This window comes from Echinicola strongylocentroti, from assembly GCF_003260975.1.
Classification (GTDB): Bacteria; Bacteroidota; Bacteroidia; order Cytophagales; family Cyclobacteriaceae; genus Echinicola; species Echinicola strongylocentroti.
In genome coordinates this window covers 2,504,424-2,530,149 of the sequence record NZ_CP030041.1, presented here as the reverse complement: position 1 = coordinate 2,530,149, position 25,726 = coordinate 2,504,424, and the positions used below count along the sequence as shown (strand labels likewise).

20 protein-coding genes and 1 pseudogene are annotated in these 25,726 nt (G+C 44.1%); 10 read left to right on the top strand and 11 right to left on the bottom strand.

Features of this window, described 5'->3' with window-relative positions; translation table 11 throughout:
• Positions 1-46: 46 nt before the first annotated feature.
• The 8 genes from DN752_RS09770 to DN752_RS24675 all read right to left on the bottom strand — a co-directional run bounded on the left by DN752_RS09770 (position 47) and on the right by DN752_RS24675 (position 12,702).
• Positions 47-1,522, bottom strand: coding sequence for an MltF family protein (locus DN752_RS09770; RefSeq protein ID WP_245949498.1), 1,476 nt, complete (start codon positions 1,520-1,522; stop codon positions 47-49).
• A 107-nt stretch (positions 1,523-1,629) separates the two neighbouring features.
• Positions 1,630-2,400 (bottom strand): LytR/AlgR family response regulator transcription factor, encoded by a 771-nt coding sequence (locus DN752_RS09765; RefSeq protein WP_112783764.1) that lies wholly within the window; start codon positions 2,398-2,400, stop codon positions 1,630-1,632.
• Positions 2,401-2,865: 465 nt separating this feature from the next.
• Complete coding sequence (locus DN752_RS09760) at positions 2,866-5,031, bottom strand: tetratricopeptide repeat protein (RefSeq protein WP_112783763.1); 2,166 nt, start codon at positions 5,029-5,031, stop codon at positions 2,866-2,868.
• Between the two features lie 142 nt (positions 5,032-5,173).
• Positions 5,174-6,502 carry a TolC family protein gene (locus DN752_RS09755; protein WP_112783762.1) on the bottom strand — a complete coding sequence of 443 codons (1,329 nt, stop codon included), beginning with the start codon at positions 6,500-6,502 and terminating at the stop codon, positions 5,174-5,176.
• On the bottom strand, positions 6,499-9,561 hold the full coding sequence (locus DN752_RS09750; protein WP_112783761.1) for an efflux RND transporter permease subunit: 3,063 nt from the start codon (positions 9,559-9,561) through the stop codon (positions 6,499-6,501). Before DN752_RS09750 ends, DN752_RS09755 begins: the two co-directional genes overlap by 4 nt.
• 1 nt (position 9,562) lies before the next feature.
• Positions 9,563-10,645: an efflux RND transporter periplasmic adaptor subunit gene (locus DN752_RS09745; RefSeq protein ID WP_112783760.1), complete on the bottom strand. Its 1,083-nt coding sequence runs from the start codon at positions 10,643-10,645 to the stop codon at positions 9,563-9,565.
• Between the two features lie 702 nt (positions 10,646-11,347).
• On the bottom strand, positions 11,348-12,343 hold the full coding sequence (locus DN752_RS09740) for a DUF4421 domain-containing protein (RefSeq protein ID WP_112786491.1): 996 nt from the start codon (positions 12,341-12,343) through the stop codon (positions 11,348-11,350).
• Positions 12,344-12,528: 185 nt separating this feature from the next.
• Positions 12,529-12,702 (bottom strand): hypothetical protein, encoded by a 174-nt coding sequence (locus DN752_RS24675; protein WP_170134447.1) that lies wholly within the window; start codon positions 12,700-12,702, stop codon positions 12,529-12,531.
• Positions 12,703-13,835: 1,133 nt separating this feature from the next.
• Here DN752_RS24675 and DN752_RS24455 point away from each other — a divergent pair.
• Positions 13,836-14,084 (top strand): hypothetical protein, encoded by a 249-nt coding sequence (locus DN752_RS24455; RefSeq protein WP_162633183.1) that lies wholly within the window; start codon positions 13,836-13,838, stop codon positions 14,082-14,084.
• Positions 14,085-14,539: 455 nt separating this feature from the next.
• Positions 14,540-15,334 (top strand): glycosyltransferase family 2 protein, encoded by a 795-nt coding sequence (locus tag DN752_RS09725; RefSeq protein WP_112783757.1) that lies wholly within the window; start codon positions 14,540-14,542, stop codon positions 15,332-15,334.
• Here DN752_RS09725 and DN752_RS09720 read toward each other — a convergent pair.
• Both DN752_RS09720 and DN752_RS09715 read right to left on the bottom strand, forming a co-directional pair.
• Positions 15,331-16,041, bottom strand: a complete 711-nt coding sequence (locus DN752_RS09720) for a glycosyltransferase (protein WP_112783756.1) — start codon at positions 16,039-16,041, stop codon at positions 15,331-15,333. The genes DN752_RS09725 and DN752_RS09720 overlap by 4 nt on opposite strands.
• Positions 16,042-16,188: 147 nt before the next feature.
• Entirely contained in the window at positions 16,189-17,391 is a 1,203-nt protein-coding gene (locus tag DN752_RS09715; RefSeq protein ID WP_112783755.1) for a pyridoxal phosphate-dependent aminotransferase, read from the bottom strand.
• A 215-nt stretch (positions 17,392-17,606) separates the two neighbouring features.
• Here DN752_RS09715 and DN752_RS09710 point away from each other — a divergent pair, with 215 nt between their 5' ends.
• Complete coding sequence (locus DN752_RS09710; protein WP_112783754.1) at positions 17,607-18,452, top strand: toxin-antitoxin system YwqK family antitoxin; 846 nt, start codon at positions 17,607-17,609, stop codon at positions 18,450-18,452.
• Positions 18,453-18,619: 167 nt separating this feature from the next.
• Here the strand turns inward: DN752_RS09710 and DN752_RS09705 are convergent, their stop codons facing one another.
• Complete coding sequence (locus DN752_RS09705) at positions 18,620-18,976, bottom strand: YraN family protein (RefSeq protein WP_112783753.1); 357 nt, start codon at positions 18,974-18,976, stop codon at positions 18,620-18,622.
• Between the two features lie 130 nt (positions 18,977-19,106).
• On the opposite strand from DN752_RS09705, the pseudogene DN752_RS09700 reads away from it, so the two are divergent.
• From DN752_RS09700 to DN752_RS09665, 7 genes and pseudogenes are all read left to right on the top strand, one after another.
• Positions 19,107-19,484, top strand: a pseudogene (locus DN752_RS09700) (lipoyl(octanoyl) transferase LipB); the annotation flags it as partial.
• A 207-nt stretch (positions 19,485-19,691) separates the two neighbouring features.
• Positions 19,692-20,411 (top strand): lipoyl(octanoyl) transferase LipB, encoded by a 720-nt coding sequence (gene lipB / locus DN752_RS09690; RefSeq protein ID WP_112786490.1) that lies wholly within the window; start codon positions 19,692-19,694, stop codon positions 20,409-20,411.
• Between the two features lie 39 nt (positions 20,412-20,450).
• Positions 20,451-20,852: a hypothetical protein gene (locus tag DN752_RS09685; protein WP_112783752.1), complete on the top strand. Its 402-nt coding sequence runs from the start codon at positions 20,451-20,453 to the stop codon at positions 20,850-20,852.
• Positions 20,853-20,860: 8 nt separating this feature from the next.
• Entirely contained in the window at positions 20,861-21,595 is a 735-nt protein-coding gene (locus DN752_RS09680) for a 3'-5' exonuclease (RefSeq protein ID WP_112783751.1), read from the top strand.
• Positions 21,596-21,821: 226 nt separating this feature from the next.
• Positions 21,822-23,996, top strand: coding sequence for a ribonuclease R (gene rnr, locus DN752_RS09675; protein ID WP_112783750.1), 2,175 nt, complete (start codon positions 21,822-21,824; stop codon positions 23,994-23,996).
• On the top strand, positions 23,983-24,975 hold the full coding sequence (locus tag DN752_RS09670) for a polyprenyl synthetase family protein (protein ID WP_112783749.1): 993 nt from the start codon (positions 23,983-23,985) through the stop codon (positions 24,973-24,975). The genes rnr and DN752_RS09670 overlap by 14 nt, the downstream gene beginning before the upstream one ends.
• A 36-nt stretch (positions 24,976-25,011) precedes the next feature.
• The gene (locus DN752_RS09665; RefSeq protein ID WP_112783748.1) at positions 25,012-25,641 is read left to right on the top strand and encodes a rhomboid family intramembrane serine protease; all 630 of its coding nucleotides are present in this window, start codon (positions 25,012-25,014) and stop codon (positions 25,639-25,641) included.
• Positions 25,642-25,726: the final 85 nt, after the last annotated feature.

Here is a 25,726-nt window from a genome sequence, read left to right as displayed (position 1 = left end):
ACCAGAGGGCATGGTGCTGTTAGTACCATGCTTTTTTTATTGTAGATCAGTTGCTGGCGAGCGGTTGGTCTTCTATTTCCTTCGGGTAGGGATCTACCAATATCCTGTAGGATTCATAAATGCTCAGGATATCCCGTACATAGGCCACGGCCAGATGGCCTTTGGCATAGCCACTTCTCACGACAGGGTCCCGGTAGTATTTAGGTTGGGATTTTCGTTCCAGGTAGTAAGCAACATTGCTCCATCTTCGGGTGTCTTTGCCAAATTTCAGTGCTAGCCGCCAAGCGTCATTAACGTGCCCATGCCCTACATTGTAAGAAGCTAGGATAAACTTGATACGCTCATTGGTCTCGGGGACTCTTTCAAGCCAAAATTTATCCAAGTATTTAAGGTACTTGACTCCCCCCATGAGGCTTTGTGCAGGGTCATTGGGGTCGTTTACACCAAAACGCTCCAGGGTGACAGGCATTAATTGTAACAATCCTCTAGCTCCAGCGTAGCTTGTCGCTTCATTATTGAACCTGGATTCTTTATAGACCAAAGAGGCCAAGAGTCTCCAGTCCCATCCCAGATAGTCTCCCCCCTTTTTGATAAGGTCATCGTATTTTGATATTTGGTCACCCGAGATTGACGAAAAGGCACTCTTGGTTCGATAATAGCTGTTTTTTTTGTTCAGGAAATATTTGGCATATAAGATTGCAAAGTAGGTGGATTGTTTTCCCTTGTCGACCCAATCGTTAACAGCCGTTAGCAAATCAGGAGAATTTTTACGTACTAGCCAAGCTACTGGCAAAGGTGTATTGATGTGAAGGTCTATGTTAATTTCACTATAATAAGTAGAATTTACCAAGGCCACATCTTCATCTACCAGTGTATAGTCGATCTTTTCCCTTACCACCTCATCTACCAGCTCGTCAGAGTTTTTAGGTGACTCGACGATATCTATATCGATCTGTAAGCTATCTTCTAAATTAATAAGTTGCTGTTTGTATATGGCCGACTTTCGGACGTGGACTGTTTTGTTGTCCAGTTGATGGAGGGAATCAAGCACGGGTGCCTTTCTCCTTTGCACAAGAACGGAGGAGAGCTGGTTAAGGTCTTTGGTAAAAGCACCATATTTTTTTCTGTCCTCATTGATGAAAAGGTTGATGGCCACTATATCAGCCTTGCCTTTATTCAGCATCTGGAAGGCTTTATCGATGTCTTCATTGACGACCAGTCGCAACTGGACGTCAAGCTGTTTGGCCAAGTTGCGGAGAAGCTCGTATTCATATCCCATCCTACGGCCACGGTAGATATAGTAACTGGTGGAAGAATTATCTACAATGGCCCTGATAAATCCTCGTTTCTTGATGCCTTTTATGTCCAGCTGTACGGGCTTTTCCCAAAAGGGAGTGGCCGCTTTTTTCTTCTTTTTATCCTCATTACACGCAAAAACCATGGCGCATAAGCACAAGACGGCAAAAAATAGCGCCCTATGTTTTCTAGGTGTGGCTTTGGCAAGCTGTTGGTGAAGAGCCATATACCAATAATAACATAATTACACCAATTCTACAAAATTGCCCAATTGATAAAAGTCATTGTTTTTCTGTTGATGGACAGCTAATATAATTATTTGGTGGAACAGACTTATAAGGATTTGTTTTTTGCAATAGCTTCAAAAAGTGTGATGATTTCTTCTTTTTTTCGCTGGCTGATGGGGAGGGATTGACCATTTTCCATCAGCACACCTCCGCCATCATGGCGAAAGTACTTTTTCATGTAGTTGGGATTGATGAGATAGGATTGATGGATCCTTATAAAAAAATACTTCTTTAATGTCTTTTCGACTTCTTTTAGGGTCTTGCTGAATAGTAGCGTGCTTTGGTCGCTAAGATAGAGCACGGTGTAATTGTTTTGACTTTGTGCATAGATAATTTCATCTACTTTGATGAATTCCAGTCCCTCACTGACAGGGACAGCGATCTTGGATTTTATAATATTATCTTTCTTGAGGGAGGAAATAAAGTCCATTAATTCTCCTTCACGTTCAGCTTTTAGTCCTTGGTGGTAGCCGTTGTATTTTTTGATGACCTCTGCCAGTTCTTCAGTACCTATTGGCTTTAGTAAATAATCAAAGGCTTTGTACTGAAAGGCCTTAAGGGCATACTGGCTGTACGCTGTGGTAAAAACTACTTCGAAATTGACTTCATCTATTAGGTCCAGCAACTCGAAACCATTCACTCGTGGCATTTCTATATCCAAGAACAATAGGTCGATGGAGGATGATTTTAGGTAGGTTAATGCTTCCTCGACTTTGGAGGTAGCGAAGGCTATCTCTATTTCGCCCTTAAAGTGCTCCAACTCCAAGGCCAAGCTTTCCACACAGTGGGTTTCGTCATCGATTATAGCTACTTTCATTCAGTGGGTGTTAAAGGTGAACCAACTAGTTTTTATACTAATAAATATAGGAAACATCTAGCGCGAAAATCAATGCAACCCTAATTTTTAACCATCCCTGTTGAGGGGCAATTATAATCCAAACCACTTCCTTACTCATTCTTTTTGTTGATGTCCTCTTTGGCTATTTTGACCAAGAGTGTTTTGTCCTATCTTTTGTTTATCATTTTATGACTGACTATACCATTATTTTTTTGACAAACATCGGTATGATAAAAGCTTGCTCCGGAGCTGCGTCCAAAGCTTCGGGGCATAGCTTTTTGTTAACTTTTAAAAAATCGCATTGGCTGTTTTGAGATTCAAAAGGAAAACTTAACGAAAAATACGGTTTGCGTTTTAATCGCTAAGGGGTGTGGGGAGTAAATTTCTATTGTTTATTGTGTCTCTGTATGGTGAAAATTCAAGATGCCTGATCCGGTTTGGAATCTAAGCGAGGTCTAAGGTGGTCTCGTGAATAATGTAGATCTCTGCTCGTGTACCCTTGATGGTTCCTGTGGGACCCGTTCTTGGTACGATTCTAAATTGGACCTTCCCAAGATGTTGTTGGTTAAAGATAACCAGACGCTCTTCGATTAGTTTAAGGCCTAGATGTGTTCCGTCAGGCTTGGGTTCACTGGGGTTTTCCTGAGAGATACTGTATCCGGTGCCATTGTCCAGTACTTCCACTAGTACGCCTTCTTCCGTCTCAGTGACGTTTATATCGAGTATTTTTGGTGATTTTCTGCTAGGTAGTAGCCCGTGTTTGATAGCGTTTTCTACTAATGGTTGTAGGATTTTTGGGGGGACTTTTACCCTTTCTGGATAGACTTTAGGGGAGATATTGATGCGATAGTTAAATTCACTGTCAAACCGCAAGCGTTCTATTTTTAGATAGAGGGATGTGGACTGAAGCTCTTCATTCAGGGTAATGGATTTTTTGCGGTTGTTGGTCAAGCTCATCCGTAGCAGGCGGGCAAAAGTATCGATGTATTCCTTGGCTTCTTCATTTTTGTTTTTCATGACCAGCCAGCGTACCGCATTCATGCCATTGAACAAAAAGTGGGGGTTCATCTGTGATTCGAGGGACTGGATAGCCAAGGACTGGATGCGGTTTTCGAATGTACTTTCGAGAAGTTTTATGCGTTTTTCTTCCGTGTTTTTCTGCTCTTGGATCAGCTCTTCAAAAGTGGATTCGAGTTGTTGGTTGACCGTTTTGATTTCGTCGCGTTGCTCTTTGATTTGATCGTTTTGTTTTCTCAGCAGTTCATTGGCTTTTTTCTTGGCTTTGATGTTCCGGAATTGCATAAATGCAATCACCACGATGGATACGAGCAGTATGACCAGCAATACTAGGATCACCTGATGGCTTTTAAGTGCAGCTTGTTGGCTTTCCAGTTGTGATTTTTGGAGGGCCTTGTCTTTTTCGAGGAGCTCTATTTGGGATTCTTTTTTCTCAATGGCATACCGCTTCTCGATGGCAGCGATCCTTGTTTGCTGGTCCATTAGCGCTACACTGTCTTTATATTGCTGCGAGAGTGTGAGGTATTCCAGGGCTTTTTTGAATTGCCCTTGTTGCTCATAAATGGTGGAGAGCCAGTAGGAGCATTCTTTGATGAGGCCTTTGTTTTTTACTTGTTCTGCCAATTTCCAAGAAGCATTGTACTGCTGGATAGCCTCATTTAAATTTCCCCGTTTTCTATAAACATCAGCTTGTTTTTTGGCAATGTCGGCTTGTTTGTGCAGGTCTCCCAGTTTCTCGAAAAGGGCTTTTGATTGGGAGAAATAATTGGCTGCTTTCTGGAGATCCCTTCCTTCATGGAAATAATTTTGGCCATAATACTCATAGGTAATTCCGAGCCCAAAGGTGTCTTTCCTAGCTTTGTTGATGTCCAATAGTTTGCTGAGGTAGTTTCTGGCCATTTGGTATTCCCCTATTTCTGTAAAATAATCCCCAATGGAGAGATAGTTCATCGCTATGCCCAAGGTGTTGTTTCGCTTACGCTCAGCTTCCAAGGATCGTTCAAAATAGGCAATGGCATCCTCTCCACGGCCAGGGAGATGGAGGAGTGTGTTGCCGAGGCCATTGCAGGCAATGGCGATATTCCTAAGGTTATTTTCACTTTCAGCTATCTTGAGGGCCTCCAAGTAGTAAAATACCGCCTTGTCAAAGTCCTCTGCGTACCGGCTAGCTACTCCCGCATTATTGGCATATATCATTTTGGATAAGGATGCAGAATCTTCATCTGCTAAGAGGTTAAAGGCCTTGGTGTGAAGTGGAATGGCTTCCTCATAACGTTGGTGATAGCGGTACATCAGTCCTAGGTTATCCAAGGATTGGGCATAGAGCAAGGTGTCTCCTAGTTCCAATGAGAGACTTACTGCTTTTTCTGCTTCTTGGTATTCAGTTTCCTCATTATGTTGGCTACGGTGAATGTCTCTGGATAGCTGGATGGCATTGACTACAGTAAGTGAGTCTTGTTGTTTTTGGGCTAGGGTGGTCTTGGCAGTGGAGTCAACCGGGGCAATCCATTCCCTCGCCATCGCCTGGCAAAAAGTGGAAAATACAAGCAGGGTACAAAGCAAACAACCGATAACGTGCCGTTTTACTTTCATAAGGATTCTTGGTTATGTCTTATGAATATCCATAATTTATTTTATATATGCATGTTTTTTCAAGTATTTAACCTGGTTTATGTATTAGGAATCGCAGTGGGATAGAAGCTGCTGGCTTATAGCCGTAGCATATATAGCTGTCTTAGTTCAGAATATCCTCTCCATTGCTTTTATAATAAATCTTACCCGCCAATCTCATCAGTTCTACTTCGGCCACTTTGGTGCTAAAGACGGCGTCGATCAGCCGGCTTTCGGCGTTAAGGCGGTTGACCTGGGCGTCCCTGAATTCCAGATAGCTGGTCAGCCCTGTCTTGAATCGGTCAAAAGCTATAGCTGTATTTTCTTCTACCACCTGATAGTTTTGGCGCTCGATGTGCAGCCTTCGCTTGCTGTTTTCATAGATGTTGAATGCCCGATAGATGTCTGATTTTAGCTGGACTTCGTATTGGTCGAGTAGATAGGCTTGACTTTCCTGCTGTACTCGGGCACGTTGGATTTGGCGATTTAGGGTAAACCCGCTGAAGAGGTTGATGCCAATGGTCGCTCCGAAGGAATACCCTTCCCGTTTGTTCTGGATCAGGAATCCAGCATCGGAATTGGATACGGATTGGCGGTAATTTCCGTCAAGTGACAAGTAAGGCAGCCGCTGAGCTTGGATTTCCTTTAGCTGTAAATAAGCCACATTTTCCTGCCTCCGGTTGATGAGGAGCATTTTGTTTTGGTCCATGGCTTGGTCTACCAAGGGGCCCAATTTTAGGTCTTGGTTGATTTTTATACTGTCAGTGACCTCAAATTCTTTTTCCTCATCTAGTGCCATCAATTCATTGAGGTTGATTCTAGCGGTACGGATAATCTGTTCTTGGGAGACCAAGAGGGACATATCGGTATTGTAGTCTACTTGTGCGGCAAGAAATTCGGTCTTAGAACTTCCTCCTAGTTCGTACTGTGATTTGGCAATATCGAGCCGCTGCTGAGAGAGCTCCAAGGTCTCTTGCAAGACCTCGTGGCGCTTAAGCTCGGCAGCAAGGCGATAATAGGCTTCCGAAATGGCCGCTACGGTATTTTCTATCACCACCTTGGCCTGTAGCTCTCCTATTTCGTTCAATTTGCCCAAGCGTTTCAGGGCCACTACAGCTTCGTAACGAAAGCCGTAAATGGCATTTATATTGAAGTTTTCGCCTGAGGACTTGGCCCCATCGATGTTCTTGGGGACGCTTTCGTTGACAAATTGCTGCTCTACATCTTCGGTGCTGGTGGTGCGGCCATAGGTGGCGTCCAAGCTGGGCAGTAAAGCTCCCACACCTAACTTTTTGTCGATTTCGGTCAGCTCATTGTCCTTTAGGGCGATTTTTACATCATAATTGTTTTCCAATCCCATCATGATGGCTTGTTCGAAGGACAGTTCATCCTGCCCATAAGCAGAAAATACAGCCGCCACCATGCTCAATACAACTAAACACTGCTTCCTCATATTCTTGCTAATCTTGCTGATTTAGATGTCAAATAAGTATAAACGCCGGGGATTACAAACAACGTCAAAATGGTAGAGAGTACCAGTCCCCCGATAACAGCTACCCCCATAGGCATACGGCTTTCCGCACCAGCTCCCAAGGCCAAAGCAATGGGCAAGATCCCTAGAATAGTGGAAAGACTGGTCATCAAAATGGGACGGAAGCGGGCCACTGCGGCACCTATGATAGCTTCGTCCACTTCTAGGCCGTGGGCTTTACGCTGGTTGGCAAATTCTACGATGAGAATACCGTTTTTGGTAACCAGGCCAATCAACATGATAATCCCGATCTGGCTGAATATGTTGAGTGTGAAATCTCCCAACCAGAGGCTAAATAAGGCTCCAAATAAGGCCAAAGGCACGGTGATCATGATAGTAAGTGGATCCATGAAGCTCTCAAATTGGGCTGACAATACCAGGTAAATCAGGATCAGGGCAAACAAAAAGGCAAAAACCAAACTGTTGGAGCTTTCTCTGAACTCTTTGGAAACGCCGGCAACATCGGTGGTAAAGCTGTCATCCAGTACTTCCGCAGCAATGCGGTCCATTTCATCCAGTCCATCACCTATGGTGTGCTTGGGAGCGAGCCCTGCCGATACCGTCGCACTCACGAAGCGATTAAATCGATAGAGCTGCGGCGGTGTGCTTTTTTCGGTGATATTTACCAGGTTGTCCAGTTGTACCAATTGGCCGTTTTCTGCCCTTACATACAGCATGCGTAGGTTGATTGGGGCATTTCGGTCTTCTTCTTGCATTTCTCCTACTACTTGGTATTGTTTACCGTTCATGATGAAGTAATCAAATCGCTGTCCAGAGTAGGATAGCTGAAGCGTTCTTGCTATTTCCTGTACTGATACGCCGATATTTCTGGCCTTTTCCCTGTCGATTTCTACCTCGATCTCTGGCTTGGTAAACTTCAGGTTGATGTCCGAAAACTGGAAAATAGGGCTTTGGTTGACCTTATCCATGAAGGTAGGGATGACCTCCTTCAGTTTTTCGAGGTTTTGCGCTTGGAGGACGTATTGTACGGGCAGCCCTCCCCTTCGGTCACCGATGGATTGGGGCTGGGAGGCAAATGCCTTCACGTCGGTTTTCTTACGTAGAATTTCGGAGACATCTTCGAAGACGTCTTGTTGGCTTTCGGCCCGCTCGCTGGCATCTACGAGCCGGACGCGGATAAAGCCGGAATTGGTGCTGGCCGTGCCAAACCCTGGAGAGGTTACAGAGATAAAACTGTCCCATACATCCTCAGGGATCGTGGTCATCATCTCGTACAGCAATTCGTCGATCACCCTGTCCATGTAATCAAAAGTGGCTCCCTCAGGCCCACTCATGTTGATGCGCATTTCGCCCCGATCTTCGGTCGGTGCCAGCTCAGATGGAATGGCATTGAACAACAGGTAAATGCCTCCGCCCATGACCAAGATAAGCACAAAAGACACCCAGCGAAACCGCATGAATCCTACCAATGTGGCTTCATATTTTTTGTTGAGCCATACAAACATCGGTTCGGAGACATTGTAAAACCAATTGTGCTTCTCCCGTTTCTTCAGGAGTTTGGAGCTGAGCATTGGAGTCATGGTCAAGGCCACAAAGGAGGAGATGATTACCGATCCAGCCACTACCACGCCAAATTCCCTAAATAATCTCCCCGTGGTCCCCGTCAGGAATATTACGGGCAAGAATACTGCTGCCAGGGCAATAGTGGTGGCAATGACCGCAAAGAAGATCTCTTCCGCACCTTGTTCGGCTGCTTTGCCCGGTTGTTCGCCTTTTTCTATTTTGGCATAGATGTTTTCCAGTACCACGATCGCATCATCCACCACCAGGCCAATGGACAGTACTATTCCCAATAAGGTGAGTACATTGATAGAAAAATCCATAACATACATGACAAAAAATACACCTACTAGGGAAATCGGAATCGTGATCACTGGGATAAAGGTCGTTCTCCAGTCTCTTAGGAAAAGGAAAATGATGGCCACTACCAGCAGAAACGCCAGTAAGATAGTCTCTTGGACTTCACTGATGGAGTTTCGGATATATTCTGTGGAGTCAAAGCCTATGCCCAGCTCGATGTCGTCAGGGAGGTCTTTTTTTATAAATTCCAGTCTCCTGTAAAATTCATCTACAATCTCAATGCTGTTGGAGCCGGGAAGGGGTACCAAGACCACTCCCACCATGGGGACACCTTCCCTTTTCAGTACCGTTCGTTCATTGAGTGGTGCCAGTTCTGCATTTCCCACATCCTGAAAGCGGACGATATTGTTTTCACTTTCCTTAATGATGAGATTGTTGAATTCATCGGGGGTCGAAAGTCTACTCTTGGTACGTACAGAAAGTTCAATAGTACTGCCTTCAATTCTACCAGAGGGCAATTCCACATTTTCGCTTTGCACTTTGGTGAGGACATCGAGGGGGGTGACGCCATAAGAGGCCATTCTGATGGGATCCATCCGTAGGCGCATGGCGTATTCTTTTTCTCCCCAGATTCTAACTTCGCTCACTCCTGGGATAGTCTGTAGTCTTTCTTTAAAAATGTTGTCAGCGATGTCCGAAATCTCCAATAGGGTTTTTTGCTCACTCTTGACATTAAGGAATACGATGGGTTCAGAGTCGGCATCAGCCTTGGATACTACAGGAGGTTCTGCATCGGGGGGCAGGTTTCGCTGGGCGCGGGAGACCTTGTCCCTCACGTCATTGGCAGCGGCTTCCATATCCGCCCCCACGTCAAACTCCACTGTGATGTTACTGGTGCCGTCATTACTGGTGGACGTGAGTGATTTGATACCAGAAATCCCATTGATGGATTCTTCCAGGGGTTCGGTGATTTGGGCTTCGATTACATCGGCATTGGCACCCACGTAGGTGGTGCGTACATTGATGATGGGTGGGTCCACGCTGGGGTATTCTCTTACGCCCAAGAAGGTCATTCCGATGATCCCGAAGAGTAAAATGGTCAATGAAAAGACAATGGCCAGAACGGGGCGTTTTATACTAACGGTAGATAGACCTGCCATATCAGTTGATTTTATTGTATTTTACTTGCATGCCCGCTTTGGCCTGGAGTACACCGGTGGTGAGTACCAAGTCTCCGGGCGTCAGTCCGTCGGTGATTTGTACCTGGCGGTCTGTACGGATCCCGATGGTGACCTTTCTTTCTTCTACGATACCTTCTTTATTTACGAGAAAGAGCTTGTAGCCGTTGAGTTCCGGGATCAATGACTCTGACGGTACCATGAGGGCATTTTCATCTACCCCAAGGTTAAAGTGGATATTGACGAACATCCCTGGGAGGAATTTTCGGTCGTCATTTGAGCTTATGGCGCGGAGTGTAAGGGTACGCGTGTTGGCATCGATGACTGGTTCATACGCATATACTTTGCCGTTTTTTAGGCCGTCTGAGGCATTGTTGGAAAAACGAATGCTGGAGCCGATCCGGACTTCACTGGTGTATCTTTCGGGAATGGAAAACTCGATTTTTATCGGGTTGATGTTGACGATATTCGCAATGATGTCCGTGGTGCTGATGACAGAGCCGGCTGAAATTTGACGTAACCCTACCACACCGTCAAAAGGAGCCTTGATGACGGTTTTGTCGAGTTGGGCCTTTACCAGTTTGATATCGGAGAGGGTGGTGTTGTATTGGTTGAGGATAACGTCATATTCCTCTTGGCTAATGGCCTCACGTGCCAATAATTGCTTTTGGCGGTTTTCTTGGCCTTCGTATAGTTTTTTGGTGTACTCCAGACGATCAAGCTGAGCGGTCAGCTCATTGTCATTTAGGCGTACCAGTGGGGTGCCTTTTTTGACAAATTGCCCTTCTTTAAAATTGATGGACTCCACGAGTCCAGTGATTTCTGCTCGTAGGGATACAGATTCATTGGAGAGTACATTGCCTGTTATATTCAGGTTGTTTTCCAAGCGTTCTGGCTGTACTTCCTTGACGTTTACAGGGAGTTGGGGAGTTTCTTCTGGGGCACTTTCAGCCGTCTGGACGGGGGCTTTAGAGGTGCTTCCTCCTTGGAAACGTGGAAATAGAAAAATGATAGCGATGACCAAAATGATGGCTGCTATCAGCAGTATTTTCGTTTGTTTCTTCATTGGGCTAATGAAAATATCGTAATCAATGAAATGTTTCGAAGTAGTTTAAACCTAATCGGTTCTTAAAGTAAGTCAATTAAAAAGGAACTTACCTCAAATAAAATACAGGTGGTCAATGAAACATTTCAGTGGTGATTCTTTTTTTCGGTACTATTTTGCAATTATTTAGCCCTTTTGTCTTAAATGACTATCCGTGATTTTGCACATAGTGGAACAATTACATAATATGATTTCGAAAGTTAAGGAGGTCCTTTGGTGAGACCGGTTTAAGAAAAATGAGCAGGCCGTTAAGAAGGTGAATTAGCTCGCGTCGTGGAACAGCGAGATCCATTCATTTTCAGGCCGGAGCATTTTTCTTAAATTAAATTGGGTACCGTATTGCCCTCATAGGAAAGCATGTTCTACCCAATTTAACCCGGATTATGCATTAGGAATCGTAGTGAGAGCTGAAATTGCAAGAAAATCAGTTAGTTTGGAGGCATTAGCGTAGCACCGCTACGGTTATGCCGAAAACTAAAGTGAAACGGCTGATTTTGAAGCAGTTTCAGGTCGCAACAGATAGGCTAATGCATATTCCGGGTTTAAAGATCTCACCACTGGACTAGATTTTTGGTTCTTTTCATCAATGGAAAAGAACGGGAAACAATTTATCAATATCAATTAAGTTTGGCTACGAGTATGATTCCGGAGACTCATATTGTCTTATTTCAAGTAATGGTAGGGGTTGATGGCATCAAGGACTTTTTTCCCTTTAGGTCCTGGTATGAAGCGATAGATGAGGTTGAGTCGATAATTTCCAGTAAGGATACTATTGTTGAAGTCGTTGTTTTTGGCCAATCGGACTTTGCTATAAACATAGTTGGCATTGACAGCCCATCGCTCGGAGTTGTATCCAACACTCGCCTTGAGGAAGTAATTTGCATTAACCGACCAGTTGGTCGTTTTTTCCAGACCATATTGATTGGTGAACCCTACCCCGATATTCCCGGTAGCTGAGCCCATTACAAAGTAATGCTGGTCAATTACCAAGGTGTAGGCATACCCGATGTTGGGCCCTGCTTCCACGAAAAATAACTTGTCAAAATCCCTTGATGGATCGATCATGGCCTGTGAGGGAATCAAAGAGCTGTCTCCTTTCGCCAATCCCCCAAATACTTCGCCTCCGACCAATAAGGAGCCTGCGGATTTTTTTTGCCATTCTGTTTGGAGAAAGGCAGCTTTGTAGGAAAATTTCTCGCCATTGAAGACGTATTTTACAGAAGCCCCAAATTCCCTGACTTTCATGTCTGGACGGTAGTAATAATTTTCATTTTCTATGGCAAAATCCCCCTCGGGAACAAGGTGGTAGCCGTTGTAGATTTGAGCAAATCCGTCAATCGCCCACTTGTCCGGGTAAGCGTGCACTTGGGCGTCAAGGTACTTGGTGTCGCCTTTTCCTACTTCAGGATTCAAAAAGCCAAATCCTAATGCCAAGTTTAAGGTAAATACATTGTATGAGGCGCCCACCCCAAGGTTTAGTGTGGAGTTGGGCCGATAGCGAAGCGTGGAGATTTCTCCCAGCCGATCATTGATGTCCACACCCGTATATTTTCTGGACATGTACATCCTGCCGGTTACCATCTCTGGAAATCTTTCAAAATAACTGGTGTCATTTTGGATTTGCGCCCGCAGTTCGGTGGATGGAAAGGCACATATCATAATTAAAATAAAGGCCCATTTTCGCATAAAGAGAGGTTAAAAGATTGGGTGTTTCGAAAAATCCGAAACCTGTATCTAGTAAGTATAACAAAAATAGGGGAGTTTACCCTGATTTCTCCAAATTACTATTTAGTAATGGGTAGGACGATACTACTGGCGGGGGATAGTGACAGGTGGGGCTGGAGTCAATTAATGAAGAGTCTCATAAAGAAAAATGTCAATGCACCAGCTACCGTTCCGGAGACCAAGTAAGCTTTGACAAAAAATGTTTTCATCTTGCCGTGATAGGTAAAGAAAGATAAGGTGGCCAGCAAATATGCCGAAAATAGTAAGATGACGGTAGCGATGGTCTGAATCATGATCTCCTTGCGATTTTTAAGCAGTGGCAAGGACGCCAATTTTTGAGGGAATTATCATGATTCTGTTTTAAGTTTGTGTTAATATTCAGATAAACAGTGGTGTTAGGGCTTGTGGGCAAGGGGAGCTTGGTTCTGATTAGAACGCTGATGGTACAGACTTGCACTGATTTTTTCTTAAACTGGAAAAGCCAAGGAGCACAAAGAAAACCTGAAAGGGCCCAATACCCATCGCGCAAGGTAAATACTAAAAATAACCTAATTGTTTTAGCAGCAATTATCTTCCTAGCGCTGTATTCCAATGATCCATAGGGAATAGCGATGTTAAGAAAGTGTATCGAAAATCCCCTCAGAAATATGGCTTGATCCATGCTTGGCCCACAACTATTTCAAAAGCCATTAATACCAAAGCCATCCTTGAAGGGGCAGGGATGGCTTTGGTATCATTTGATATTTTTAAAGAAAAGAAAAGGGAGGTTTATAAAAAATAATTATTAAAATAACCTCCAACTCAATTACACACACTAAAAGTCGGTAGTAGAAAAAGTTGCTTAATCACCCGAGACAAATGTAGTAATTTTTTTCTATATAACGCAAAATATTTATCTATAAAATATCGGGTTTATTACTGGAATAGTCACAAAATACTAAATTAACTAGTGTTTTTTCAACAAAAAAAGATGTATACACCAATAATAGATGTATTGTACCTAGGTTTGGTAATTATGGATTGTTTTGCCCATTTGTTAAAAACCTTAGGAAAATTCTTCTAAAATAGATCCTCCTTTTTGTGGTCTAGTCTGGGGGGATCGTTAAGGTGGCTTGGCGTCATCCCTGCCGCTGACACTTTAACCCAGAAACAATGCCGTTTAGTTAGTGTGTATCTGGAAAATATGGGTTCTATATTTTTTCCTTGGGCAGCATTTCGTCAAACAAGCCTGCCTTTTTGCCCACCCGCTTTTTAATTTCTTAACGCCCAATACCTGCAAGGCGGATCCGATTAATAAGTTTCTTATGGATAAATTATCATCATTATTCCATTTAGTGGTATATTTTCTTAAGTAACCAAGTTGAGCGAGAACTATAAGCCCCCCTGAGCCAAAAAAGGTATCGCTTCCTTGATTACGGCCCTTGGTATGCCTGTTTTCCAGCCGATGGTGGAGGCCGTTAAGAAAGGGAGTTGGCTCGCGTCGTGGAACAGCGAGACCCATTCATTTTCAGGCCGGAGCAGTTTTCTGAAATTAAATTGGGGTCCGAATCGTACTCGCTGGAAAACTTACCTGTTCCAATTTAAAGAACTCACCACCGGACTAGGTTTTTGGCTCTTTTCATCAATGAAAATGCGTAGCATTCATGAAGACCTTTTGAAAGCGATTTACACCTGAATATAATACAAAAACAATTTTCTTATAAAGTTTGGCTACTTGCAAGATTAAGGAGATTCATTAAGGGTATTATGGGTTTTGTAGTTAGCGACTGCGCATTATGTCTAATTGATCATATAGTAAATTGTTATACATATATAGGTTAAGTTCCATAGGAACGGCAGATATAAATGTTGACTGGGACGGGGACATTTTTTTCAATACGTTTCCTCTATACAATGCATAGAGGAAAATAATTTTCTTGAAAAAAAATATTACATTGAGCTTAACTGTAAATACTAATTACCTGTAATGATTTTCCATTTGTTGACTATTGATCAAAAATAGGAGGGGTTATAGACAAAATAGATGGGTATGGAATTAGACTGCGATTTAAATTAATAACTCTAGACAATAGAAATGAAAATGCCTTTTATATTTGACTCTTGAAATAAACTTCACTAATTCAATCACCAATGCATTCTTCGGAACAAGAAACTCTTGTAAGTGTAGTCATCCCATGTTATAATCAAGGGGAATACCTCAGGGAAACGGTTCTTTCAGTACTTGGCTCCACCTATCACCCTTTGGAAGTGATTATCGTAAACGATGGATCCAAAGACGATTCCCTTCAGGTAGCAAGAGCAGTGGAAAAGGAATTTCCTGTGGTAAGGGTCATTGACCAAGAAAACGGAGGTGTTTCTAAAGCGAGAAATATTGGTATCGAAGAGGCAAATGGCAGTATTATACTTCCGCTGGATGGAGATGATCTTATTTCTAAGGACTACATCACAGCCGCGGTCAAGGTTTTAAAGGCTCAACCAGCCGTAAAGGTGGTCTATAGCCAAGGTGTGAAGTTTGATGAATCAGGGGAGAAGAGTTGGAACTTAAAGCCTTTTAGCCGACATCAATTGGCGCTGGACAATATGATTTTTTGCTCTGCCTTGTTCAGAAAGGAAGACTGGCAAAAAGCCGGAAAGTATTCGGAAGAAATGCGCTTTATGGGCAGGGAAGACTGGGAGTTTTGGATCAAAATGCTGAAAGATGATGGAGAAGTGGTGCAGCTGCCCTTTATTGGGTTTTACTACCGTCTTACGCCAAATAGCAAGCGAAAGAAGACATCCAATGCTGCCATAAAAAGAAAACGAATCGCTTTTCTTAACGCTAGGCATGCAGCGTATTTTTCAAGAGAGCTGAATGGCCCCCTTCGTTTTCGTCGGTCCTGGTCAAAGCCCTACAATACCATGCTGAGATGGTTGGGGATGCTTTAGATTTTATCCATCCCTTTCCAAAATTTCAGGAAATAGTATTTTAGTGGATTCTTGTATTTGAGTTGTTTCCAAGGGCGACTGCCGTGGGGTTTGTGAAGGACAGGGGTGTCCATCAGTACATAGTTGCTATAGCCCAACTCGATGGCTTTTTTGGAGATAAACGTGTCGTACCAGTCTTTGGACTGATCCAGCTGCATAAAATCATAAGCCGTCAGCAATTCAGGGCTGAACAGTGTACAGCAAAAGCTCAAACTCCTCTTCGTATCAATGACCGTTTCTGTGACATCCTTGAATTTTAGGTATGGGAAATTGACTTTTTGGTCATAGCCTACCGTGATGGCTCCGATGAGGCCGGCGTTTTGATGATCTTGAAGGAATTGGAGCATTTTTTCGATGGTGTCCTTTTGTACCGTCACATCAGATTCTATTACGAGCAGGGGGAGTTGCTTTTTGACGGCTTCCTTTTGGGCCATCTGTAGGACCAGCTTGTAGTTGGGAGAAGGAGTGTCCGTGACCTCTTCCAGATGCACCAGCTCATAGCCGATCTTTGGGGCATTTTTGTCCAGAGCGGCCTTGGTTTCTGCCGTGCTGAAATCATTGAATATTTTATGGATGACCGGGACAGATGATGCCTTGATGGCTTCGGCTGTTTCCAGCGTGGTCTCGATCGAGTTTTTGACAGGTGTGATTACAAGTGCTTTGGCCATAACAGCGGCAAGATACAAAAAATGATGGACTCATCACGGCAAAAAAAACGAGGCTGTCTCATCATTGACCCATCCGTCATCACGATTCCGATATCCATTGGAATCGCTATGACGAGGACTTATGAGACAGCCTCGGATTACCTTTTACTAGCTAAGATTAGCTACGGCATCTTTGATACGTTTCAGGGCTTCTTTAAGCTCCTCTTCTGAAGCAGCGTAAGAAAGTCTCACGCAGTTAGGTGCGCCAAAAGCAGCGCCTGTCACTACAGAAACGTGGGCCGTGTTCAGGATATAAAGACAGAAGTCATCTGCATTTTCGATCTTGATCTCACCGGCAGACTTGCCAAAGAAGGCGGTCACGTCAGGGAAGAAGTAGAACGCTCCTTCAGGCACGTGCGTCTTGATACCGGGAATGTCTCTGAGCAATTCCAACACAAGCTCTCTTCTTTTCTTATAGGCTTTTTCCATTTCCAATGAAGGCGACTGGTCGCCTGTGATGGCCGCCAAGGCAGCACGCTGGGCGATGCCGGTACCACCAGAAGTGAATTGTCCTTGGATTTTTTCACAAGCTTTGGCAATGAAAAGCGGAGCGCAAATATACCCCACTCTCCAGCCGGTCATGGCGTATCCTTTAGAGAAACCATTGACCGTGATGGTTCTGTCAAACATCCCGGGAAGTGCCGCGATGCTGGCATGCTGCCCGGTATAATTGATCAGTTCGTAAATCTCATCAGCTACGATATAGATGTCCTTGTGTTTTTTGATTACCTCAGCGATGGCTTCGAGTTCTTCCTTGCTGAATACAGACCCTGTTGGGTTACATGGAGAGGAATAGATGACTGCTTTGGTCTTATCTGTGATGGCCTCTTCCAGTTGATCAGCTGATGCCTTGAAGTTGTTCTCAAGGGTACCTTCGATCAGTACGGGCACGCCGCCGGCCAGCTTGATGATTTCGGCGTAGCTCACCCAGTAGGGAGAGAAGATCACCACTTCATCACCTTCATTGAGCAGGCACATGAAGATATTTGCGATGGAATGTTTCGCGCCAGTAGAAAGGACGATATTTTCCGCTTTGGCCTCAGTGATTTTATTTTGGGTCTGTAGCTTTTGGGCAATGGCCTCTCTTAGGTCTTGGTAGCCGGCTACTGGAGAATAAGAGAAATATTTCCCCTCATCTATGGCAGCCTTGGCCGCATCCTGGATGTGCTGTGGAGTCTTGAAATCAGGCTCTCCCAAACTCAAACTGATGATGTCGATTCCCTGGCCTTTCAGCTCTCTTGCTTTTTTGGCCATCGCCAGCGTAGCTGACTCTTCCATATTGTTAATACGGTCTGATAAAATACTGCTCATTTGCTTTATAATTGTTTTTATATGGTCAGTTTATTGTTACCTTTAATATTCTTTTTAGTCTAAGGTGTAATCGAAATGATTACAGACGTTTTCATAATTGGGCAAAATTAAGGATTATGCTTGTTAATTCTAAACCTTTCTTTTATTTAGAACATAGATTCTTCCATTTAAAACGTTATCATTAAAAATAGTGCAGAGCTTAGCCTGTTATTGGCATGAAAAAATCACTAATCATACTCCTTTTGTTGTTTAATACCAGTTTGGTAAAGGCGCAGAGTTTTGACTCCTTGTCCAGATCGGTACCGGCTGATTCCTCCGGTGTCGTAGAGAGCTCGCTATTGCCTACCACTGCGCCTATTCTTCTTTTTGACGATGAGAAGAGAAAAGAAGAAAAGAAAAAGAAGCGGAAAAAGAAGAAGAAAAACATTTACTATGGCGAGCGCACCCGTAGGGATTTTATCCGAGTGAATGCCAGGGGAAAGACCCAATATCAGCTATTCCACTATACTACCAGGAATAAAATGGTCAATCCCTATGTGCGGGATGTGTATTGGCTGGATACCAAAGATGATGTGATCAGGACCAAAGGGTTTAATCCCGAAGAAGGATACCTGCTGCATGGCCCTTATGAAAAGCGGATCGATGATGCTGTGGTGGAGAAGGGGATGTTTTACTTTGGCACCAAGCATGAGCGGTGGATGACCTTTGACCAAAAAAACATCCTGCTGAACAAGGGGCATTACTACGAAGGATGGCCGAAAGATTCCAGGGTGACGTATTATAATAAAGGTGAGCAGCAAATTGAGCAAGTCATTCCAGTAGAATATGAACTTGAAGAAGGGAATTTTTACCACTTCTATGAAAATGGCCAACTGGCTGTAATGGGGGAATACCATTATGGAGAAAAAGTCGGAATATGGACAGAATATTGGAATACTGATGGTGGAAAGACCATTCGCAAGCGGGAAATCCAATACCAAGAACAGCCTTTTACCAAGAATTTTAGGCCATATATCAAGGCGGAGTGGAATGCTGATGGTCAGCTGATCTATGAGTATTGAACTTGAGATATGAGAAGTGAGACGTGAGGAGGGTGATGATCCGGAGCGTGTCGAAGGGTGAAATCAGGGACATGCAGGAGAGGGTATTTGCCGCATTATGATCAAGCAATCCTAAGGGCCAATGGCTTGTGTCCCTTAAACTTGGGTGCGTTACAAATGTAGCAGGCTTAGTAGAAAGCGTCCTCAAAGTGCTTAAATCGGATTGTGCCTTCCTTGTCCTTGTAGACTCCGACAATATCAAAGCGGATGTCCTTGTGCCAGTCTTTTTCGTGAATATAATGATCGGCAGCCCGGATGATTAGTTGGCGTTTTTTGTAATCGACAAATTCCTCGGCGTAGCCAAAACCCGTTCCGCTACGGAACTTTACTTCCACGAATATTAATAATCCTCGATGCACCATAATCAGGTCGATTTCAGCGTGTTTGTGGCGGTAATTTTTTTCCAGAAGGGTGTAATGCTTGGAAATCAAAAAGTCAGCAGCGAATCCTTCGGCATCGCTTCCCATTGTATTGTGCTGTGCCATGGTATTTTTTATTAATTTTGTGAAACGTTAAGTTTTGGCGCCGTGATCAGTCAGGTTAGTATTGCCAAAAAATAGAACCCATCGTCAAAAAATGGTGTTGATCACCATAAATCATTGGAAGGAACCCGTTGTGAATCATATTATTAATAAGAAAGTAAAATTCATCGATTTAGGCAAGAAGGACTATAAAGAGACCTGGGATTATCAGGAGTTGCTTTTTGCTGAGATCGTGGCCGCCAAGATCGAAAACAGAAAGAAAGGGCTTGAAGAACAATTATCCACCTCCAATTACCTGCTCTTCGTGGAGCACCCTCATGTTTATACAATAGGCAAGAGTGGTGAGCTGACCCATTTGCTTTTGGATGAAGTGCAGCTAGCTGAGAAGGAGGCTACGTTTTATAAGATCAACAGAGGAGGTGATATCACCTACCATGGCCCGGGGCAGTTGGTCGGCTATCCGCTGTTGGACCTGGATAATTTCTTCACGGATATCCATATTTTTTCCAGAAGGGTGTAATGCTTGGAAATCAAAAAGTCAGCAGCGAATCCTTCGGCATCGCTTCCCATTGTATTGTGCTGTGCCATGGTATTTTTTATTAATTTTGTGAAACGTTAAGTTTTGGCGCCGTGATCAGTCAGGTTAGTATTGCCAAAAAATAGAACCCATCGTCAAAAAATGGTGTTGATCACCATAAATCATTGGAAGGAACCCGTTGTGAATCATATTATTAATAAGAAAGTAAAATTCATCGATTTAGGCAAGAAGGACTATAAAGAGACCTGGGATTATCAGGAGTTGCTTTTTGCTGAGATCGTGGCCGCCAAGATCGAAAACAGAAAGAAAGGGCTTGAAGAACAATTATCCACCTCCAATTACCTGCTCTTCGTGGAGCACCCTCATGTTTATACAATAGGCAAGAGTGGTGAGCTGACCCATTTGCTTTTGGATGAAGTGCAGCTAGCTGAGAAGGAGGCTACGTTTTATAAGATCAACAGAGGAGGTGATATCACCTACCATGGCCCGGGGCAGTTGGTCGGCTATCCGCTGTTGGACCTGGATAATTTCTTCACGGATATCCATAAATACCTTCGCTACCTCGAGGAAGCGATCATCTTGACTTTAGCGGAATATGGCATAGAAGCGGGCAGGATCGAAGGACTCACGGGAGTCTGGCTGGACCATAAGGAGCGGATCAATCCCCGGAAAATCTGCGCCTTGGGCGTTAAATCCAGCAGGTGGGTGACCATGCACGGCTTTGCGTTTAATGTCAACGCTGACCTTTCCTATTTTGGCAATATCGTCCCTTGCGGTATCGCTGATAAGGCTGTGACGTCTTTGCACTTAGAGTTGGGAAGGCCTGTAGACGAGAATGAGGTAAAGGCGAAAGTGCGACAGCATCTGGCCGATTTGTTTGAGATGGAGTGGGAAGACTAATTGGGGTAAATAATAAGGGTTAAATGTTCCAGTATTAACATGAAGAAAGACATTGATTTTCATCCGGTGACCGGAGTGAAACTGGCGATTGCCAAAGAAGAAGTGGAAGGTAATACCGAGTGGGGCGTGTACATCATGAACCACAATATGATAGAATTACATCACCTGATGGTGACTTCCAAAGGGTATGGCGTGCTCAACGGCGAAGAAACCAAGACGTCGACACTACGGCATATGATCGAAGAACTGGGCGCTGAAAGCATCGCCAAAATCGAGCCCATTGACCCCAAATTGTTCGCATTGAACAATGAATTCTGGGTAAGTTATTATATATTGGATCAGATATTTGACAAGAAATTTGTCTTCGTAGAAGGGAGCATAAGCCAAGAGAACATTCAATATATTCCAGCGCTTGACCTAGAAGGCGTTTTACATCCTTGATTTGGACTATGGCAGATTTTTTGAGTGACTTAAAGGACATCTTATTTTTGGACATTGAAACGGCTTCTTTCACGGAGCGGTTGGATGGGTTGTCACCAAGGCTGCAGCAAGAGTGGGCCAAGAAAGCCAAACAGCTGTCCAAAGAAGGAGATTTGTCAGTTGAGGAACTATATTTCGAAAAAGCAGGTATTTATGCTGAGTTTGGGAAGGTGGTCTGCGTAGGTGTTGGTTATTTCCTCTATGATCCCGAACAAGACCAGTTGCAGTTTCGTACTAAATACATAGCCCAAGAAGAGGAGCATGATACCTTGCTAGAACTGAGAAAACTCCTCGAGAAAAAACACTGGACCCTCTGTGCCCACAACGGTAAAGAGTTTGACTTTCCCTATCTTTGCAGGAGAATGCTGATCAATAGAGTGCCTCTACCTGAAGTGCTCCAAATGGCAGGGAAAAAGCCTTGGGAAATCCGGCATATTGATACACTGGAACTGTGGAAGTTTGGGGATTATAAGCATTACACCAGGTTAGAACTGCTGGCAGCTATCTTTGATATCCCTAGTTCTAAGGACAATATCGATGGCAGCGAGGTCAATGAAGTATTTTATAAACAGAAAGACCTGAAATCCATTGCTATTTATTGCCTAAAGGATGTAGAAGTGACGGCGAGAATCTATTTGGCCTATCAAGGGCTTCCAGGGGATATGAAGATCAATGTGATTCATGCAGAAGAAAGAGAAGCGTAAGCGTCAAATAAGCGTCAAAAGGGTGAAGTCACCCATCAATAAGAAATGTACCTGACTGTTATCAACCATTAAAAAAAACAATCACCTTAGATGTAAAGTCACTATTAAAATGACGCAGTCAGGAAAATCAAAAAGCCAAAGCAGTAAATATTAAAATAGCATCGTGTTTTGGCATTAAAAGAGATTTAGAGCAGGTACAGCCTGCTAAAGAAAACAAAGAATTTTTATGAGCAAAAGACCAAGAAAACAACGAAAAGGCAAGGGCAAACCAGGCACAATCGACAATGCCGCCCAGCTGGCCGAGCGGATTCTCAATTTTTTGGATAGCCACTATGGTGAGGAATATTCGCTAAAGCAGATTATCAGAAAATTGAACATCAGGGACAAGATCACCAAAGGCGGTGTGGAGCCGGTATTGAACAAGCTGGTGGCGGCAGGCAGTATTTCGAGAAATCCCCGAAATCACTTTGCCTCTACCAGAACACCTGATTTTATCGAAGGGACAGTAGATTTCGTCAATGCACGGTTTGCATTTGTAGTGCCTGATAATAAGGGCAAGGATGAGGAAGATATCATGGTCAAGGCACGAGACATGAAAAATGCCCTTGATGACGACAAAGTCCGTGTCATGGTAAATCCATCCAAACATCCTGGCCAAAAACGAGAAGGCAGGGTGCTGGAAGTCGTCAAGCGAGCGCGAGAGGAATTTGTCGGCCGGGTGGAGATTTCCCCGCGATTTGCCTTTGTGGTGTCCGATTTCAAAAAGATGCACCATGACATTTTCATTCACAAGTCCAACCTGAATGGTGCCCAGCATAACCAAAAAGTAGTGGTCAAAATCACCGAATGGAGAGAGGAAGATAAAAACCCTACCGGAAAGGTGACCCAAGTACTTGGAGAAGCGGGTGAGCATGAAGTGGAAATTCACTCCATCATGGCAGAGTTTGGGCTACCATTCGAATACCCAGAAGAAATCGTGGAGGAGGCTGAGGCCATTCCCGAAAAGATCTCCAAAGCAGAAATCAAATCCAGAAAGGATTATAGGGAGGTGACCACCTTCACCATTGACCCGGCAGATGCCAAGGACTTTGACGATGCGATATCCTACCAGCGCCTGCCCAATGGAAATATCGAATTGGGCGTACACATCGCCGATGTGACCCATTATGTAAAACCCAATACCAACTTGGAGAAGGAGGCGTATGACCGAGCCACCTCGGTGTATTTGGTGGATCGCACCATTCCCATGCTGCCAGAGCGGCTTAGCAATGGCCTGTGCTCCCTGCGCCCCAATGAGGATAAGCTGACCTTTTCCTGTGTATTCGAGATGGATGAGGACGGAAAAGTGCTGAAGCATTGGATTGGCCGAACTGTTATCCATTCGGACAGAAGGTTTGCCTATGAAGAAGCCCAGGAGAATATTGATCAGCAGGAAGGAGATTTTTATTCCGAGCTTACTTTGCTAAACAACTTGGCCAAGAAAGTCAGAAAACGTCGTTTTCAAAATGGCGCCATTAACTTCGAAACCGTGGAGGTGAAGTTTAAGTTGGATGATAGAGGAACCCCCCTTGGCCTAATGGTGAAAGAGCGGAAGGACATCCACAAAATGATCGAGGAGTATATGCTGATGGCCAATAAGGCAGTGGCAGAATTTGTGTTTAGCAAAAACAAAGGGGAGGATACCTTTGTTTACAGAACACACGACCACCCAGACTTGGAACGCTTGGAGACTTTTGCGAACTTCGCCAAAAAATTTGGCCATGAGGTGTCCATGACGGAAGAGACTCGTGTCGCTGCCACCTTGAACAAGCTGATGGGAGAAATAGAGGGCAAGCCAGAGCAGAATCTGCTGGAACAGCTAGCGATCAGGAGTATGGCCAAAGCCCGCTACACCACAGAGCCAAAAGGGCACTTTGGACTGGCGTTTAAGCATTATACGCATTTTACCTCTCCGATCAGAAGGTATCCAGATATGATGGTGCATCGTCTGTTGCAGCATTATTTGGATGGAGGCAAATCAGCCGATAAGGAAGCTTGGGAGGATAAATGTATCCATTCCTCTGAACGTGAGAAGCGGGCCGCTGATGCAGAAAGGGCCTCCATTAAGTACAAACAGGTAGAGTTCATGTCCTTGGCCGAAGACAAAGCCTATGAGGGCATTATCTCCGGTGTGACGGAATGGGGGATTTTTGTGGAAATCACCGAAACCAAATGTGAGGGGATGATCAGGCTACAGGATTTGGAGGATGATTATTACGAGTTCGACGAGAAAAACATGCGCCTGATTGGAGCAAAAAATAAAAAGATGATCACACTGGGTGACCAGGTGAGGGTCCGTGTAACGAACACGGATATTGACAGAAGAACCATAGATTTGGAATTTGCAGATGACAACGACTAAAACCAACCTCAGCCAAGAGCTGGTAGAGCAGCTGGAAAAGCACATAGGGGCGTATTCTTTTGGGAATGACCCACAACAGCTTTATGACCCTATTGCCTATATTATGAGCCTCGGCGGCAAGCGCATCAGGCCGCTGCTGACCTTGCTGGCGTATTCCCTTTATAGGGATGATTATGAAAAGATCCTTACTCCGGCAGCTGCTGTGGAGGTCTTTCACAATTTTACTTTGGTGCACGATGATATCATGGATGAGGCTCCCCTGAGGAGAGGGGAAGCCACGGTCCACAAAAAATGGGACACCAATACGGCAATTCTTGCTGGCGATGTGATGTTGGTAAAAGTATATGATATGTTGCTGCATGTTCCAGAGGACAAGTTGGCGGTGTGTCTGCGGCTTTTTAACCAAACAGCCTCCGAAGTGTGCGAAGGGCAGCAACATGATATGAATTTCGAAACCCGAGAACAGGTCTCGGAGTCGGAATACTTGGAAATGATCCGACAAAAGACCGCCGTATTATTGGGCTTTGCATTGCAATACGGTGCGATCTTGGGCGGTGCTTCACTGGAGGATTCCCAGCACCTGTACGAATTCGGTGTTAATGTGGGAATCGGCTTTCAGCTGAAAGACGATCTGCTGGATGTGTATGCGGACAAAGCGAAATTTGGCAAGCAAGTGGGTGGAGACATCCTGGCCAATAAGAAGACGTTTTTGCTGATCAAAGCGAAGGAATTGGCCACGGGAGAAGAAAAACGACAATTGGAAGGATGGCTCGGCAAAGATGAGTTTGATAAAGTGGAAAAGGTGGAAAAAGTTACCGCCATTTACGACAGTTTAGGGATCAAGCGAATAACAGAAGCCAAGATGGAAAGTTATTTCCAGCAGGGTTTTGCACAGCTGAGCGCCCTAGAAGTCAAAAAACCAGAGGTACTCGTAGCCTTGAAAGGCCTGACCCAAAACCTAATTGACCGGGAAAAGTAATTCCCCGGTATTGTTCACCTTCCTATTGTTTTTGAAATGCAATTATCCGCAACGGTACTGATCATCATTATTACAGCACTTAGCTCGTTTTATGCCTGGAAGAATTATTCTTTCTTATCCAGGAGCATGTTTAATCCCTATTTGGTCAATGAGCGGGGCCAATATGACCGGTTTGTGCTTTCTGGCTTTATCCATAAAGATGGAATGCACTTATTGTTCAATATGATTACCTTTTACTTTTTTGGGAGATTAGTGGAGCAATACTTGACCTATCGTTTCGGTGGAATGGTGGGTATTGTCGTTTTTGTAGCGTTTTACTTGGCGGCCATTGTTATTGCTGATATTCCCACTTATTTAAAACACAAAAATAATCCCCATTACCAAGCCTTAGGGGCTTCAGGGGGTACTTCGGCTGCGGTTTTTGCCAGTATCATCCTTATGCCAATGGCGGATATTTGCCTTTTCGGCTTGCTGTGCCTTCCTGGATTTATTTTGGGGATATTGTTCCTAGGCTATTCGGCCATTAAGAGCAAACAGGGAAATGACAGCATTAACCACGATGCCCATTTGTATGGAGCCTTATTTGGTATTGGTTTTATCTTGGTATTGTCTCCGGAGAGTGCCGTGCACTTTATCGATCAAGTGAAGAATTTCAGCCTTTTTTAACCCGGTTTAGGGAGATGTAAATGTGAAAGTCTGGAGACTTTTGTGAGTTTTGGTCTGAGTCTGGAGACTCAGACCAAAAAAAGGG